The sequence below is a fragment of the Radiobacillus sp. PE A8.2 genome, assembly GCF_045635475.1.
Taxonomy (GTDB): Bacteria; Bacillota; Bacilli; order Bacillales; family Amphibacillaceae; genus JBJGXI01.
In genome coordinates this window covers 26,220-42,179 of the sequence record NZ_JBJGXI010000046.1, presented here as the reverse complement: position 1 = coordinate 42,179, position 15,960 = coordinate 26,220, and the positions used below count along the sequence as shown (strand labels likewise).

The following is a 15,960-nucleotide window of genomic DNA, read 5'->3' as shown; positions in this document are numbered from 1 at the left end:
ATTTTTAAAAAATATATGTCTTTAAAAAATAATCTTCCCGACGATATTGCTGTCTTGTATACGCAGTTAGTGCACGTAACTGTCTTTAACGAGGAATATAAATCTATTTTAATACGTGATATGGAAATTATCTTATCCGAAATAGTCAATCCCACAAATGATCTTTCGGAAATCTATATTGACGAACAGGAAGAAGAGGAAGTTATCTCCCTATATGAAAAAGCCTTAGTTGGTAATACAGATGCCCAGCTCGACCTGGCTGATTTTTATAAATCAATTCAACGTGACGAATGGGCCTTTGACTGGTTCAAAGTAGCAGCTGATGCTGGTAGTGTGGATGCTCTCTACTTGTTAGGTAATGAATATTTTGTTGGGAGAGTTGTGGAGCATGATTTGGAAAAAACGTATTTTTATTATAGAGAAGCTGCGGAAAAAGGACATGCCGACGCCCTAAACAATTATGCCGATATGTATTTACGCGGGGAGTATGTGGAGAAGAATGAAGAAAGAGCTCTAGAACTTTTCAAACTAGCAGCCGATAAAGGTGTTCCAGAAGCAATGTATACACTTGGCTATATGTATGAAAATGGTGTTGGGACAAAAGTAGACAAGGAAGAATCCAAACGATGGTTTACGGAATCCGCCCTTTTTGGTGATGTGTTTGCAGCAAATCGCCTAGGACATGAGGCAGTGGAAAATGGCCAGGGGGACGAAGGGATATCTTGGTACCAAATGGCTGCTGATCAGGGTGACTCTTATGGGGAGTTCAATCTTGGTCTTTGTTATGAGAATGGAATTGGAACCCAAGTTAATATAAAGAAAGCTAAATATTGGTATAAAAAAGCCGCTTTAAAAGGTGATGATCAGGCAAAGGAGAGATTAAAAGAGCTATGAGTTTTGTGTTTGGTACATTAAATAGCTTGAAAGGATCAGACACATGAATTGAAGGAAATGAGACGATGTACGCTTTAGTTAAACAAAACAACGTATGTTAAAATCGATTATAGGTATTATTACGATACGAACGATGATCATAGGAGTGAGTCAATTGTCAATTAAGGAAAAAATGAAAAGTGGAAGATTATATCTTTGCAACGATGAAGCGTTAATAAAAGAACAGACGCAATGTCTAGAGGTGCTTTATGATTTTAACCACACTCGTCCTTCTGAGGGAGAATTGAGAAAAGAAATAATGCACAAACTGTTTGCTGAAGTAGGAACGAACGTTTATATCGAACCACCAGTTCATGCTAACTGGGGACGGCATACACATTTAGGAAATGATGTTTACGCCAATTTCAACTTGACATTGGTGGATGACACCGATATTTACATAGGAAATAATGTGATGATTGGTCCTAATGTGACGATTGATGCAGGAACGCATCCGATTCATCCAGAATTGCGGAGAAAAGGAGTACAGTACAACCTACCTGTGAAAATTGACGATAACGTTTGGATTGGTGCAGGTTCAATTATTCTGCCAGGGGTTACTATAGGGGAGAACACTGTAATCGGTGCGGGAAGTATCGTGACAAAAGATATTCCAGCAAATGTAGTAGCTATGGGAAGTCCTTGCAAAGTCATACGAGAGATTAATGAGAACGATCTGAAGTATTATAATAAAGATATGAAGATTGAGGATGAAGATTTTAGTTAACGTGGTTGAAGGGGGCCAGGCCCATGAGATGGACAGTTGTACACCTGATGGGATTCATGAAATGTAGTGGACTTTCACCACCAAGTTATAGCCCATGCCGGGCTTGCGCATAAAGGAGTAGACAAATTTGTCTACTCCTTTATACCGACTTTATTAATTTAATAAATATATTACTCTCTTTTTCCATCTAATTGCCGACGAAGAACAAGAGCTGAAACTGCGAAGATAACGAAAGCTGTTGTAGAACCAGCCGTTACTATCTTCAATACATTTCCTATTGGAGGGTTGAATAATAGAGCCACCGAGATGATTAGGACGGCACCAGTTAACCCCATTCCTGAAATAGAGAACGCTAAAATTTTATTCATTTTACAACCTCTTCATTATTTTTCTCATAAAATTTTTGGTATACAGATTCCCCATGCGGATGCGGAACAATAAAAGATGTCCCTCCTCGTTGTCCGTATTATTTTAAAAATTTCGATTTATCATGATATTAACTATATTATACCAGGTAAATCCTTATTTGTATTAGGAAATGTAAGTGCTTTATAAGTTCATATCGTCATAATAATTCGTTTCATTTTTTACATATAATTTCTTGGTACAAATATGCTGTAAGATAGAGTGTCAGAATCTGATTGATGAAAAATATTAAAATGTCCATGAGCAGAAGAATTCCCGATGTAACATATTGTGGTTGCTATAAAGGCTTCGTTTAGTTAATACTATGATTGGAAATAGTATAGATAATAGTATTTATAGATAATTTCTTCAAAAGGAGGATTTTTATGGATTATTGTCCAAAAGAACCTTATGACAAATTTCATAATAATATAAGAGGGGTGATTCATGTGGGTACAGTAGCAGATGTGAAAAATGAAAAATTCCAGGGCAATGCCAAGAAAACAAAATTCCATAACTTAAGAAAGCATATTGCTGTTTCTTCTATGACTCAAAAAGGATTGGTAGAACTTTATAAGGAAGGTAAGTAAATGACTAACAATTTTGTAATAGAATATGAAGAAATCAAGGAAATTGACTTTCGACAAGCGTCAATTTATTTAGATGCTTGTTTTATTTTGTCTTATTTAGATTCTGACGATATACGAGGCGATAAAGTAGCTGAAATATTCTCGAAATGGGAACAGGATGGAGTTAAATGTATCGCTATAAGTAATATGGTTGTTACGGAAGTTATTCATAATTTATTTAAGAACCATATCCGCAACGTTCTAACTATTGCTAATAGTGTTATTAAAAATCCAACATATCCCTTATCACATAAAGATTTATATGAAATAGGTAATATAGAGACTGCAAAGCGCCTTCATTCTCTCGTTCCCAAAAAGAGAATAGAAAAGTTGGTACAAACAGGTGAATTAATTTACCCAATTGAACAGCTTATGAAGGATTTTAAACTTCAATTTCCTCAACATAGAGATTATCTCAAGCACTATTATAAAAATAGTGTACAAATATACTCTACCTTTGAAGAACAAATAGGTTTCCGGATTATTACTCCATATTCTGATGAAACAACACAACATCATGCCCTCAATCATTTTAAATATTTTCAACTTGGTCCGGCGGATGCGATCCATCTTGCATTGACTACGCAACACGAAATTAATTATTTTGCAACGTTGGATTCTGATTTTGTGCATACATATTATACGGAAGAATCGATTGGTATAGTAAGAATTCTTAAAGTTGCTTGAAAGGAATACAGGGAATATCGTTTAAGTTAGATGGGGCAGTAACTCTATTTTTTTTCATACTTCCTGCCATTTGAATCTGGCTTTGCGGTGAGCATAGGTCGTATTCTATCCATTCAACTGTTACAGCTGATGAAATTGCCAAAATGAAAAGGCAATGAAGCTAGGAAGGCAATGGCAATATTCGTAAGGAAGTAACATTTATAGAACTTAGCACTATCATCTGTCAGGTATCTGTTCTATTTTAAAATTCCAACACTTGTTATCTACCAGAAATTATATTTCTATCTATTTATGATAAAATAAATAGTCTCAACTAAGATGTTAACTTCAAAGATTTGCTGGAAAGGTGTTTATGATGGAAAATAATGATTATTTTTATAAATTTTTGACTCCTATTTCGAAGGATTTAGCTGCGCTTGGTAGAGAGTTAGAATATAGTGTGTTTACTAGCCCGAGAATGATGTTAACGCATGCGCGTGCATTCGTCGAAGATATTGTGCATCGTGTTATTCAGAGTGAAGGGATTTCTGATCATGGCTGTAATGGGTTAAAAGACCGTATTCAGCTATTGCAGTCGTATGATGTTTTGCCAATAGACGTTTGTGATGCGGTACATAATGTGAGAGTGCTAGGAAATGATGCCGCGCACAACACAAAAGCATTTCGATATTCTGAAGCTCTTTCTAGCTGGGAGTCATTGTATTTGCTTGCAAATTGGTTCATGTATAGCTATGGGCCGGTGCATAAAGGCATTCCTCGTTATCAGGAGCCTGCTTTAAATTCGGCAAATAAGTATGATATACAAGAGATCGAGTTCAGTTTAAATAGGTGGCAAGAATCCGTGCTGCAAAAGGTATCTGAGATTGCCGGCCAAGTTGACACTAATGTAGCAGTAGAAGAAAAGGTAGAAGCGGAAGAAGTCGAGCCAGTTATCATCCCAGGCGACACGGTCCTTAGAACGATCACGTATAAAGGGGAAGCAGTAGACATTCCTTTTTTCTTACGAGACGCATTCCTCCTGCCACAGCGGTTTGAAAATGCAGAACGGTTCATGATTGCACTTGGCGGAGCCCAACAAGCTCGAATTATGAGTGAGTTACCTAGTGATTTAGAAGGCATGTACAATCACGTAAAAAGATATAAGGAAGATAACGATCAATTATTCTTTAATGATTTAAAAAACTTCATTAAAGAAGAGCGTGAACGGCGCCAAATTATGCAGGAGAGACCTGGTGAACTGCTCATATTCTTCAGATCTGACTATATCATCATGACAGAAGATTTAGCGCAAATTCCATTGACCGAAGATAATTTCAAAGGCTTTCCAAACTTTTTGAGACAGATGCAAGAAGATGGGATGGAAAAGGTGAGACAATTACCACAAGAACTGCTCATCTTAGCAAAGTATGACAGAGTAGGAGTAGGCACAGTTCAGAAGCTGTTTATGCAGTTGAAGGAGTTGCAAGGGTAAGGCAGGGGTACCTGGTGCTTCAAATGGTTGGCGTACTAGGTACCCTCATTAATATATGACAACAGGCGAAAAGCCATTTGGAATCTACTCTTAGGAACAGTGCCTGGCCACTGTTCGTAATGAAAAGGTGAAGCGTTGGGCTAATATCGAGATGGCGAATAGAAGATTGACTCACATATAAGCAGGAGGGGCTCGTGTTCATGCAATGGAAATAATCTACGTCATGGATCCAGCGCCTCGTCTGATTTAGAACGTTGGGGGAGTGAAACAGGACTAAGAGCCTGCCCTCCCTATCCCTAATGGTTTTTCATTGCATCAATTTCCACTTTATCTAACCCTGTGATTTCAGATATTTCATCGATACTCATGTTTTTATGAAGCAGTAACTTTGCTATTTCAATGGCTTTGTTCTTTGAACCCAATTCTTTGCCACGCTGTTCTCCGATTCGTTCTCCTCTTCGTTCCCCTATTCTTTCTCCTCTTTGTTCTCCAATTCGTTTTCCTCGTTGTTCGCCTCTTTCCTCTAATTTCTTTAGGTTTTCTTCCAAATTTGAATACATTTCTATCCCCTCCCTAGCCTCAGAATTATCCATTATGTTTAACAATTCAACTTGATCCTCAAGCGAGAACCTTTTCACAACAACTTGTTTTAACCAGTTTGTAAACAAGGTTACTTCTTCTTGCGTTAGCTTCTGCAAAGCACTAACAACATCACGAAGTCGGATGAAAATTTCGTCTGGATCACGTGTGTCTTGATCTAATAAAAATACAGATGACATTAAATTAGAAATGGATACTAATTCTTCCTTCTTGTATCGATTCACATCTAATAAGAGATACGCGAAATTTAACACCTGATTATTAAACGTTTTCCATTCACATCCTCCTTTATAATATGGTAAAACAATTGCATTTTCACCATTATTCAATAGAATGTGTGAGTTGTCTAAGTGGAGAAAATGTTTAATGCGAGGTTACAAGGGGAGGGTTTTGTCATTTTAATCGGTGCATATTGTAAAAACAATACCAATATTAGTAACCTTTTTTAGAGATGCAAAATGATATTTGTAATAACACAAGATCCAACTGCAACAATATCGGAACGAATGAGGGCAGTCTACTATTAGTTGGAAAGTGTGATTAAATTCAAGAATATTCGTGTGGAACAGAGCGTCTGCGTCTCGTCCCACATGCATGTTATGAGATGGCACAAAACGGAACAGTTACTCTGACCCCATGTTCCCCCGATGAGCTATAGTCGGAAATCCCGCCAAACTAAAACTAAAATTATACATGTAACACGTAATATAGAGAAAAAAGAAGCAAAAGAGACATGCCTCATTGAAAGCTCCGTTTAATCACGATTTCACGAACTATATGTACAGAAATATCTAAATTTGACGTTTGAATCATGAACCCAATAAGTATAGTATTAATCTTGCATGCTTGAGATCAACCAGCTGGGGATCGTTTCATCAGAAGTAGCGGGATAATAGTTCGTAAGATTGAAATAATAGTACATAAGGATGGAGTAAATTTTATATATGATGAATTTTAAATGGAAAAATATCGGTTTAATTACTTGTTTATCCTTAGCCCTTATTGTTACAGGGTGTGGATCCATTGAAGAAAATGAACAATCAGCAAAAAGTGTTAGTGAAGAACTAGAGTATACAATTACCGGTACAGAGCCTGGTGCTGGACAGACTAAAACCAATGAAGAAGTTTTAGATTCGTACGATAACCTCGCTGGGTGGGAACAGGAACTGTCTTCAGCAGGAGCAATGTTAACAGAATTAAGTGAAGCTATTGATAACGAAGAGCCGATAATCTTTAGTGCATGGTCTCCTCATTACAAGTTTGCCAAGTGGGATCTAAAATATTTAGAGGATCCCAAAGGTATTTTTGGAGATGAAGGAATGATTAAAACTATTGCCAGAAAAGGTTTAAAGGATGATATGCCTGAAGCTTATACAATTCTTGATCGCATACACTTGGAGCTTCCAGATCTAGAAAATGCATTATTAAAAGCTCAAGATTCTGATTTTGAACAAGTGGCCAAGGATTGGGCTAGTACCAATAAAGAAATCGTAGCAGAATGGACAAAAGCTGTAAATCCTGTGGATGGTACTTCCATCGAAATCGCGCTTTTACCATGGGATGATGCGATTTTTACAGCAAATGTTGCTAAAATTGCATTAGAAGAAAAAGGGTTTGATGTGACACTTACACAAGTTGACCCGGCAGTAATGTTTGAGGCTATAGCAACTGGTATCGCAGATGTATCATTAGCAGCATGGATGCCAGTAACACACGCTTATTTATACGAGCAATACGAAGGTGAGTTTGATGATTTGGGACCAAACTTAGAGGGTGCAAAGACCGGTTTAGCTGTACCGTCTTATATGGATATTGATTCTCTTGAAGATTTAGAACCCAAGGAATAATAATGTTCCCTTATTAATCCTGCTAAAATGGTACCTGTAGTTAGGACACTTGAAAAAGAGTGATTAAACTACAGGTATTTTTTTGTATACTTTAGGTTCTAGATGCGAGTGGAAAAGAGGATGATGCAATGGATATAATCTACGTCTTGGATCCGGCGCCTCGTCTGATTTAGAGCGATGGGGAAGTGAAACGTACTAAGAGCATACCACTCCCTATCCCTAATGGTTTTTCATTGTTTCAATTTCTATTTTATCTAACCCTGTTATTTCAGATATTTCATCGATACTCATGTTTCTATTAAGCAGTAACTTTGCTATTTCGAAGACGGTGATTCTTGTCATTATTTGCTCGGATTGGACTGATACGGGTCTAAGGGGATTCTAACAGTATAATAGATAGGTGAAAATGGTTATTTTATGAAAAATTTATTTGTCTAGCTTCCATAATTCAGTTTCTACCGTTATAAAGGAAGCCTCCTAAGTGTTCTTAGAAGGCTCCTCCTTTACTGCCCAACATACACAGAAGAAGGTCTAAAGATAACATTATCACTTGCCTGTTCGATAATATGCGTTGTCCAGCCGACAATGCGACTCGATGTAAAGGTAGGGGTGAACAAGGCGGGATCCATATTCAATGTCTTCATGATCGCCGCTGCGTAAAATTCTACGTTTGTGTATAAGGAACGTCCTGGTTTTAAAACTTCTAAAACACGTACCGCATCTTCTTCCAGCTGCATCGCTAAATCCAACCAAGAATCCTGTCCTGCTAATTGCTTTACTTTTAACTTGAGTGCCATTGCTCTTGGATCGTAGGTTTTGTAAACGCGATGTCCAAAGCCCATAATTCGTTCGCCGTTGTTGACCTTATCTGTGATCATCTGTTTCATGTCTGCCCCGCCGGAAGCGTGTTCCAACAATTGAAGTACGCCGGTTGGCGCACCACCGTGCAATGGGCCTTTCATCGTGCCAATCGCAGAAACTAGTGCCGATACCATATCTGATTCTGTTGACGCTGTCACCCGTGCAGAAAATGTCGATGCATTTAGTCCATGCTCCATCGTCAATATGAAGTATGCCTCTAACGCGTGTGTGTGGGTAGTGCTAGGGATTTTCCCTGATAACATAAATAAATAATACGCAACATGGCCCAACGATGCTTCTGGATACGTGAAGATTCTGTTTTCTAGCTGTGCTAATCGATATCCAATTACACTTGGCAGGAGTGCAGTAAGTGAAATCGCTTGTTCCACAGTTGGCTTCCATGGAAAAGAACGAGACCCTAATGCGGAAATGGCCGTTCGCATGACGCTCATCATGTCAACATGTTCCGGCAGTTGCTTGATCACTTCTGTAATGTAAGCAGGCAATTCTCGTTTAGACGCTAACTTTTTTGTTAACGCTTCTAGCTCGTTTTGATCCGGTAAATGCCCATACCATAACAGATGAGCAACCTCTTCAAAGCTGTGGTTACCGGCAAGTTCTTTTGCATCATAACCACGGTAGATTAATTCACCTTTATCTCCATCAATGTTACTAATCGTTGTTTCCGTACAAGCAATCCCTTTTAATCCTTTATAAATCATTCCGATTCCCTCCTTGTCATCTGCTAATAGTATATGAGATAGTATTGATTAATAAAATTAAATATTATTAATTATAATGATTAAAAAACTTAATACCGAGGTGTTTTTTGTGGATTTTGAATGGATTCGAACCTTTATTTTAGCTGCTGATCAGGGTAATTTCCGTAAAACAGCGGAGATGCTCTATGTATCGCAGCCGACGGTAACGGTGCATATCAAGCAGCTAGAAAAGGAGTTAGGGTTTTCCTTGTTCAATCGAACGAACAAAAAGGTGTTGTTAACAGAGGAAGGTCGAAATTTTTTAACACATGCTAAAAAAATGATGCATGTATATCAAGATGGATTAAAGGATGCACAGGCGATTTCGCAAGGTTACCGAACGAAGTTTTCCATCGCCATTTCCCCGTTGCTTGCTGAAACAATATTGCCGTTTGTGCTAAAACAGTATGTGAATTCGCATCCTGAGGTGGAAATTTCGGTAAACATTGTGGAATCAACGTTGATCGAACAGGCCGTATTAGATGAACAGGTCGATATCGGTTTATCCTGTTTGCCCGCATCTGATTCAAGCTTGCGGACGGAATTATTTTACGAGGATGAGGTGATCTTCGTGATGGCTCATGATGGGTTTGACAGCGAAACTGCCCCAGCCATTGATGTCGAGGAAGTAGTATCAACCAACTATCTCATTACAGGTAATCACCCGAGCTATTGGAAGGAGCTTATGCCTGCGCTACGGTTGAGGTACCCAAAAATAAAAACGATGCACGTTACCCAGACGCATATTTCTAAGCGATTTATCGTAGAAGGACTCGGGGTGTCGTTTCTGCCATTATCCAGCTGCAGGCGTGAACTGGCAGAAGGAAGACTAATGTCAGCAGAATGGAGCGAGATCGAACTACCGAGTGCAAATGCATATGCGATTTTAAAATACAGTAATTCCATGGAAGAGGAATTTTTGGAATTTATTTCGGGGTATCGGTATACGTGAAGGAGTAAGGTATTCTTCGTGAAAATGATGGGATTTATAATGCTGAAGCGGTTGTAGTTGTTGAGTTTGCGACGGATAGTCGTATTCGTGAGTATAATCTAGTTAACTTGGGGGATGATGAATAGTTCTTTCTGTCATGCAATGCTACTGTTTTCGATGACTAGGGAGATCTATGAGGAAAACCAGGAAATTGAAGAAATCTTACAGCCATTAGCAGATAATCTTATTGGTGATATAATGCGTGTATTAAACTTCCAGAACAGAACTGCGGTAAAATACTTATAATGAGCCTTGAATAAAGTTGGTCTTGTATAAGCTATGATATCTACTCTCTCTCATGGAGACTTTCAATAATATTATGTATTTGATTATTTGCACCTGCTAACTCAATTATGCTAATAACATATTTGAAGTGCGAATTTGTTTCTGGATTGTTAAAGTATTCATGGTGATTTTCAATATATTCCTGAGCATAATGGTACAAGTTGATACCTAGTTGTTCAACAGCATCAGAAGCACTAGAACCATTTCCTTTTACAGAATCAATTACTTCATGTCTAGCTTCATATTGGTTGTCACTGTACTCTAGTATATAATATAAGAAGGTATCGGGTTCATCGAATTCAGATGGTTCCGATACCTCTGGTTCAGTTGAAGCCCATTGTTCTATTCCATTAGATATCTGTACATCTTTATAAATAGCTGATCTGGTTTGAGCGTTTTTATAAATTTTAGTTTCATCCTTTTTATATCCAATTGCAAGGATAACAACAATCTGTAATACTTCAACATATTCATTTGTTATTGTATAAATGATTCGGACACCAGATCTCCTTAGTTTTTTTTCTTTTGATCCAGTTAAATCAATTTGTCGCTTTTTACCAAGTCTTTTTCCGACTTGATCTGCTCTTTTTTCTAGACTTTCTAGTGCTTTATCAACTTCACCAACAATAGAATTATCTAGATCTTCATACTCTTTAAATGCATCAGGATCCATTTTTATAATAAATTTATCTTCCATTAGTCTTCACTAGCAGTACGTCGGATAGTACGCCAGTCTATGAGCTGATCCGGATTTTCCTCAGCTCTTTCCATTCTATAGTCTACAATTTGATTCTCAAGTTTCTCCATACGCTCTTCCATTTCCTTAAATAAAAGGGATTTTTGGTATAACTCTTCATAACTATCATAACTGAGTAACACAGTTTCTACATGCCCGTTCTCTGTTATAAAGTAAGGATTTTCTTTAGCTTTCTTCCTTATCTCACTGAATCTTCTTACTAAATCAGAAGACTTAATTATTTGATCAATAGTAAATGCTGGTTTATCCATAGTTACCGCCACCTTTTTTTTCACTTTTTCCATAATAAGTATGACTGTTCCTACTTATATTATACATAAGATATTACATGAAATCTAATGTAAAATTATTTGATGCTGTCTAGAAAACTATAAAATTTCGGTAGTTATGGATAACTTTATGCTGAAAATTGGGGAGAAAAGATGAGTAATTCGAAACACAGAACTAGAAGAATTTTTTGATTTAGTGTTGACAATTCAATAGATCTATTTTAAAAGTAGAGGGCTAGAACCTACTGAAAGATAAATAATATGACTGCATCTTTACATGAGAATTGACCCTCAACCCTTACTCCACACCTATCCTAATATAAATCAAACAAATTACCACAACCCTACCCCTTCCATCCATTTCCAATAAATCTTATAATTAAATAAAATGACACTGGGGGAATTACAGATGAAACTCCAAACACTGCTCGAAAAAGGATCGCAATATCATATTGATCCTAGTAAGTTAGAAGAGAAAAAAGAAGGGCTTCAATCATTCTTGGATCGATTTCCGCTCGACTCACTGAAAGATATGACGGTAGAGGAATATGCGGATACGCAATCAAAGAAAAGTTTTATCTATTGGTTGGAACGAAAGGGTATTCTTTCCGGCATAGGTGGGGGCAACTCTTCAAAGTTTGGGATCTATCGTGCGCAGAATGGTGAGTATTGTAAAGGGTATGGGCAGCATAAAGTTATTTTAAAAGATGATGCATTATATAAGGAATTTGATGCGTTAAAAGCACTCATTCTTCATGCTATTCACCTTGCACAAGAAGATCGAATTGCTGAGATAAGTGAGATGGAGCATCCTCTGTTTAATATGGTGCTGTTAAAAATACTAAATATCTATGTTCCTGAAAAGTTTTTTAATATTTACTCACCACCGATTCTTGTCGAACTTGGAATGGAATTGGGTGTGAAGGATGAGTTACTGTCTGCTCAAAACTCGATTGCGCTGAACCACTATGTACTACAACGATTAAAGCAGCAAGAGCTATTTGCGAACTGGTCCAATCTAGCATTTTCATTTTTTATTTGGGATACATTTTCAGAAAGAGATATGAACATTGATGAAACTGTCAGTTACTGGCTCGTTGGCCATACTTATGGCAGTGAACACTCGATTAGTGATTACTTAATACAAAATAATTGTATGGCTATAGGGTTTTTAAGAGAGGATCTAACGCCTTACCTTGATGATGAGGATCTACATAAGATCATTGACGAAAGAGAAGAGACTTCGGCTGGGCAAAAGGCGTTAAAGCAGTTTTTTACCATGCAAGAAGGGGATTATGTTGCGCTTAAATCTACCTTCACCCGTAAAGTGGATGGTAAGACAAAATCGATCTTACGAGTTAGTGCAGTTGGAAGACTAACGGCAAATGCTTACGAAGGGTACAAGTTTTCACCAGACTATGGTCATCAGCTCCCTGTGGAATGGATGAATACAGATGTACACGAGTATGTGGGGTACGGTGGTTATCGAAGTTCCATTAATCAAGTGAAAAATAAGAGTGCTATTAATTTGGTATTTATGCATGGGGAAGAGAGGCCAGACATTCCGATGGATGCAGATTCTCGACCAAGTAATCTGCCTAACAATTTGGTTCTTTATGGACCTCCTGGAACAGGGAAAACGTATCATGTTGTTGATCGTGCGCTGCAAATAATGAATGAAAAAGTCTTTGAAGAGCTATTGGCAAGTGGGCGAGGTGCGCTTCAGCAAGAATTCTTACGTTTAACGAAAGAAGAACAGATCCACTTTGTAACCTTTCATCAGTCGTATGCTTATGAGGACTTTATTGAAGGATTAAAATCGGATGGGAAAGGCAACTTTGTTCCAACCGATGGCATTCTAAAAAGAGCGGCGATTGAAGCTATGTACGAAGGCTTGCAAACCAATACGAATGACTATTCCGAAGAAGTGCGTTTTGAACAATTGTATGATCACTTGGTGACCAATTGTATGAGACAGTCCGTTCAGTTTGAGTCAAAAACAGGTGGCACCTTGGTTATTTCTCATATTTCTTCTAATGAAAATTTAGTAATTACGAGTGACGATGCTAAGACAAGTTCGATTGTGTCTAAAGACCGGTTGTCACGCGTGTTTAGATATATTAAAGCGAATGATATTGATTGGAAAAATAACGTTTCCTTTGTCCGTGATGCCATCGGTGGTTCAAACCAAACAAGATATTGGGCCGTATTAAGCTGGATTCTTACAAAGATGGAGCAAGAGATCGAAGAGGGTAGTGTTGAAATTGAAGGTGACGAGAAGAAAGCTGTTGTCTTAAAAGCACTGCAGGAAAAGAAATCCTTCGATTTTACAGACGCTAAACGCCACATCGTTGTCATTGATGAAATGAATCGTGGTAATATCTCGAAAATTTTTGGTGAATTACTGACTCTGCTAGAAGAAGATAAACGTTTAACCGAAAATAATGAGTTAATCGTTGAATTACCTTATTCAAAGGAAAGGTTTACCCTCCCACCAAACCTGTATGTGATCGGAACAATGAATACAGCAGATCGTTCCATTGCGCTGTTAGATACAGCGTTGCGTCGTCGTTTTGTGTTTGAAGAGATGATGCCAAAACCAGAATATTTGGGATCAATTGGTGATGAAATTGATGTTGAAGATATGCTCAACAAAATTAATAAGCGCATCGAAGTGCTGTATGACCGTGACCATATGATCGGACATGCTTATTTCATTAATGCCGAAACAGATGAAGAGATTATTGCAATTATGGAATCTAAGATTATTCCACTTTTACAAGAGTATTTTTATGACGATTGGGAGAAGATTGGGCTTGTATTAGGAGGAATCGGTAATTCAAAGGAAGATACTTACATTGTTTATAAGGAACAAGTCAATGTGAATGAAATATTTAAACAACGGCCATCACATCATATTCCAGTTCTATATCGAGTGAAAAGGAAGTTATCAACACAGGAGCTTATGGCCATCTATGACTAAACTAGTTACAGTGCGTGAGTCCTATGATTGGATTACCGAAAATGAAGTTACTCAGGTGCAATTAGAAGAGCTTATTCGTTATATAGAGGAGAGATACCCCAACGAGAACGTGTTGGATCAGAGATATAAACGAGTAAGGTTCATTAATTTTGTAGGCGTTATTCAATGCTCGGATATTCGTTATGAGATCGTTCCAAAAATAAATTTATCTGCTGATGATGAACGGAAAGCACTACTTTCTATGCTGTCCGTATCTAACTTTATACCAATCACCTTTTATGAAAGAGTGAAAAATGGACAAGAAACGGCTGATTTGCTTACCGCCTTTCTTACCGCTTTTTTAGAACGTCTATTAAAGGAACTTAAGAAAGGTATCTATAAAACTTATGAACGACAGGAAGAAAATTTATATGTGATGAAGGGGAAGTTAGAGCTAAGCAATCATATCCGCCAAAATGCATTTAATCATACGAGAGCCTATTGCAGTTTCGATGAACTAACAGAGAATAATAGTATGAATCAGTTGTTTAAAGCGGCATTACAGATTGTGCGTAGTTCATCTGTACTTCATACTTCCAAACTGCAGTTGGAGCGTTGTTTAGGTTATTTAGACCAAGTTGATGTAGTAAACTTCCCACCACATAAACTAAACGAAGTTCGCTTAAACCGGCAAAATGAACGATTTCGAGATGCTGTATTGTTTGCAAAACTAATCATCGAACACGCTTCTATTTATAATAAAGGGCAGCAATCATCATCTTTTTCATTTCTATTTCCAATGAATCTGCTGTTTGAGAAATATATGGAAGTGGCTCTAGAAGCTGCTGCTGGGGCAGATGCAGTAATTAGTCAGCATGCGAAAACTAGATTATTACATAATAAAAAAAGCGGGCAAGAGAATATTCTGCTGAAGCCTGACTTTCTAGTTAATAACAAGGTCATTATAGATACAAAATGGAAAAGTGCAACCTATCATGGAAAAAGTCGTTACCAACAAAGTGATATCTATCAGATGTACGCTTATGTGACGGCATACAAAGAGGCTATTCGTTGTATCCTGCTGTATCCGAAACAAGAGGGTGAAGCGGAGCATCCGGTATGGGAAGTTGTCGATACTAATAAAACGATTGAGATGAAAGCTGTTAGGATTGATGAATTTTGGAATAGTGTTGATGATTTGAAAGAGTTACTTAACGATGGTTAGAATTTAAATAATCGATGTTGAGGATATAGATATGCAACACAAAAAAAAATTGTCTTTTTATAATTTGGGCATCTGGTACTTTAAATGGACAACTGGGCATTGAAAGTACCAGGTGCCTTTTTGAAAAAATTTGCCCCTATCTATTAAATGGCATCTGTTGATCCGCAATCCTACATGCCACGTCTAAGGACCAATTCATGGACACGACACATTCCTTGACCAAGTTGGGGAACAATTTGGACACAATAATAGGAACATACAAAGAGGAAGAGAAAGACAAAGAGAAAGACAAAGAGAAAGAGGGGGGCAGGTATTAGCCAAGTGTGTCGCTAGTGCTATCCGCTCATTCCCTCGCCACAAGAATGGAGGGGTATGACAAACAAACGAAAATGCGAAGAAAGTACTTCAGATGATTGCTGAGATTACCGCCTAACCAAACGCCCGTATTTATCACATGCTAAAATAGTAGGAGCGTGCGGCCAGGATGTAGTCTCATACTTATAGGCCTTTACTTATTCTATCACTAAGACAAGATTGGTCCATTAAAGTA

General features: G+C 37.7%; 16 protein-coding genes. 10 read left to right on the top strand and 6 right to left on the bottom strand.

Going from position 1 to position 15,960, the window contains the following annotated elements:
• Both ACI6MV_RS19885 and ACI6MV_RS19880 read left to right on the top strand, forming a co-directional pair.
• The coding region (locus ACI6MV_RS19885; RefSeq protein ID WP_407272068.1) for a tetratricopeptide repeat protein at window positions 1-894 on the top strand (894 nt) is incomplete at its 5' end.
• Between the two features lie 94 nt (window positions 895-988).
• The gene (locus ACI6MV_RS19880; RefSeq protein ID WP_407272067.1) at window positions 989-1,660 is read left to right on the top strand and encodes a sugar O-acetyltransferase; all 672 of its coding nucleotides are present in this window, start codon (window positions 989-991) and stop codon (window positions 1,658-1,660) included.
• 170 nt (window positions 1,661-1,830) lie between these two features.
• Here ACI6MV_RS19880 and ACI6MV_RS19875 read toward each other — a convergent pair whose 3' ends face one another.
• Window positions 1,831-2,028 (bottom strand): hypothetical protein, encoded by a 198-nt coding sequence (locus ACI6MV_RS19875; protein ID WP_407272066.1) that lies wholly within the window; start codon window positions 2,026-2,028, stop codon window positions 1,831-1,833.
• A 423-nt stretch (window positions 2,029-2,451) separates the two neighbouring features.
• Here ACI6MV_RS19875 and ACI6MV_RS19870 point away from each other — a divergent pair, with 423 nt between their 5' ends.
• The 3 genes from ACI6MV_RS19870 (at window position 2,452) to ACI6MV_RS19860 (ending at window position 4,852) form a co-directional block, all read left to right on the top strand.
• Window positions 2,452-2,655 carry a hypothetical protein gene (locus ACI6MV_RS19870; protein ID WP_407272065.1) on the top strand — a complete coding sequence of 68 codons (204 nt, stop codon included), beginning with the start codon at window positions 2,452-2,454 and terminating at the stop codon, window positions 2,653-2,655.
• Window positions 2,656-3,381 (top strand): hypothetical protein, encoded by a 726-nt coding sequence (locus tag ACI6MV_RS19865; RefSeq protein ID WP_407272064.1) that lies wholly within the window; start codon window positions 2,656-2,658, stop codon window positions 3,379-3,381.
• Window positions 3,382-3,736: 355 nt separating this feature from the next.
• On the top strand, window positions 3,737-4,852 hold the full coding sequence (locus ACI6MV_RS19860) for a DUF4145 domain-containing protein (RefSeq protein ID WP_407272063.1): 1,116 nt from the start codon (window positions 3,737-3,739) through the stop codon (window positions 4,850-4,852).
• Window positions 4,853-5,148: 296 nt separating this feature from the next.
• Here the strand turns inward: ACI6MV_RS19860 and ACI6MV_RS19855 are convergent, their stop codons facing one another.
• A complete protein-coding gene (locus ACI6MV_RS19855; protein WP_407272062.1) occupies window positions 5,149-5,781 on the bottom strand; it encodes an RpnC/YadD family protein in 633 nt (210 codons plus the stop codon).
• A 615-nt stretch (window positions 5,782-6,396) separates the two neighbouring features.
• Between ACI6MV_RS19855 and ACI6MV_RS19850 the strand changes: the two genes are divergently transcribed.
• A complete protein-coding gene (locus tag ACI6MV_RS19850) occupies window positions 6,397-7,299 on the top strand; it encodes a glycine betaine ABC transporter substrate-binding protein (RefSeq protein WP_407272061.1) in 903 nt (300 codons plus the stop codon).
• A gap of 219 nt (window positions 7,300-7,518) precedes the next feature.
• Here the strand turns inward: ACI6MV_RS19850 and ACI6MV_RS19845 are convergent, their stop codons facing one another.
• Window positions 7,519-7,641, bottom strand: coding sequence for a hypothetical protein (locus tag ACI6MV_RS19845; protein ID WP_407272060.1), 123 nt, complete (start codon window positions 7,639-7,641; stop codon window positions 7,519-7,521).
• Window positions 7,642-7,802: 161 nt separating this feature from the next.
• Complete coding sequence (locus ACI6MV_RS19840; RefSeq protein ID WP_407272069.1) at window positions 7,803-8,888, bottom strand: citrate synthase/methylcitrate synthase; 1,086 nt, start codon at window positions 8,886-8,888, stop codon at window positions 7,803-7,805.
• 70 nt (window positions 8,889-8,958) lie between these two features.
• Between ACI6MV_RS19840 and ACI6MV_RS19835 the strand changes: the two genes are divergently transcribed.
• Both ACI6MV_RS19835 and ACI6MV_RS19830 read left to right on the top strand, forming a co-directional pair.
• Window positions 8,959-9,873, top strand: a complete 915-nt coding sequence (locus tag ACI6MV_RS19835; RefSeq protein WP_407272059.1) for a LysR family transcriptional regulator — start codon at window positions 8,959-8,961, stop codon at window positions 9,871-9,873.
• Window positions 9,874-10,029: 156 nt separating this feature from the next.
• Window positions 10,030-10,158 (top strand): hypothetical protein, encoded by a 129-nt coding sequence (locus ACI6MV_RS19830; RefSeq protein ID WP_407272058.1) that lies wholly within the window; start codon window positions 10,030-10,032, stop codon window positions 10,156-10,158.
• Between the two features lie 40 nt (window positions 10,159-10,198).
• On the opposite strand, the gene ACI6MV_RS19825 is transcribed toward ACI6MV_RS19830, so the two are convergent.
• A complete protein-coding gene (locus ACI6MV_RS19825; protein ID WP_407272057.1) occupies window positions 10,199-10,894 on the bottom strand; it encodes a hypothetical protein in 696 nt (231 codons plus the stop codon).
• A complete protein-coding gene (locus ACI6MV_RS19820) occupies window positions 10,894-11,205 on the bottom strand; it encodes a hypothetical protein (RefSeq protein ID WP_407272056.1) in 312 nt (103 codons plus the stop codon). The genes ACI6MV_RS19825 and ACI6MV_RS19820 overlap by 1 nt, the downstream gene beginning before the upstream one ends.
• A 427-nt stretch (window positions 11,206-11,632) precedes the next feature.
• On the opposite strand from ACI6MV_RS19820, the gene ACI6MV_RS19815 reads away from it, so the two are divergent.
• Entirely contained in the window at window positions 11,633-14,206 is a 2,574-nt protein-coding gene (locus tag ACI6MV_RS19815) for an McrB family protein (protein ID WP_407272055.1), read from the top strand.
• Complete coding sequence (locus tag ACI6MV_RS19810) at window positions 14,199-15,410, top strand: McrC family protein (RefSeq protein ID WP_407272054.1); 1,212 nt, start codon at window positions 14,199-14,201, stop codon at window positions 15,408-15,410. The genes ACI6MV_RS19815 and ACI6MV_RS19810 overlap by 8 nt, the downstream gene beginning before the upstream one ends.
• Window positions 15,411-15,960: the final 550 nt, after the last annotated feature.

Bases quoted from the DNA above. Each gene is read 5' to 3' on its own strand.
- ACI6MV_RS19835 (WP_407272059.1), top strand. From the start codon at position 8,959: ATGATTAAAAAACTTAATACCGAGGTGTTTTTTGTGGATTTTGAATGG.
- ACI6MV_RS19810 (WP_407272054.1), top strand. From the start codon at position 14,199: ATGACTAAACTAGTTACAGTGCGTGAGTCCTATGATTGGATTACCGAA.
- ACI6MV_RS19845 (WP_407272060.1), bottom strand. From the start codon at position 7,641: ATGACAAGAATCACCGTCTTCGAAATAGCAAAGTTACTGCTTAATAGA.
- ACI6MV_RS19850 (WP_407272061.1), top strand. From the start codon at position 6,397: ATGATGAATTTTAAATGGAAAAATATCGGTTTAATTACTTGTTTATCC.
- ACI6MV_RS19830 (WP_407272058.1), top strand. From the start codon at position 10,030: ATGACTAGGGAGATCTATGAGGAAAACCAGGAAATTGAAGAAATCTTA.
- ACI6MV_RS19825 (WP_407272057.1), bottom strand. From the start codon at position 10,894: ATGGAAGATAAATTTATTATAAAAATGGATCCTGATGCATTTAAAGAG.
- ACI6MV_RS19880 (WP_407272067.1), top strand. From the start codon at position 989: ATGTTAAAATCGATTATAGGTATTATTACGATACGAACGATGATCATA.
- ACI6MV_RS19815 (WP_407272055.1), top strand. From the start codon at position 11,633: ATGAAACTCCAAACACTGCTCGAAAAAGGATCGCAATATCATATTGAT.
- ACI6MV_RS19875 (WP_407272066.1), bottom strand. From the start codon at position 2,028: ATGAATAAAATTTTAGCGTTCTCTATTTCAGGAATGGGGTTAACTGGT.
- ACI6MV_RS19860 (WP_407272063.1), top strand. From the start codon at position 3,737: ATGGAAAATAATGATTATTTTTATAAATTTTTGACTCCTATTTCGAAG.
- ACI6MV_RS19820 (WP_407272056.1), bottom strand. From the start codon at position 11,205: ATGGATAAACCAGCATTTACTATTGATCAAATAATTAAGTCTTCTGAT.
- ACI6MV_RS19865 (WP_407272064.1), top strand. From the start codon at position 2,656: ATGACTAACAATTTTGTAATAGAATATGAAGAAATCAAGGAAATTGAC.
- ACI6MV_RS19870 (WP_407272065.1), top strand. From the start codon at position 2,452: ATGGATTATTGTCCAAAAGAACCTTATGACAAATTTCATAATAATATA.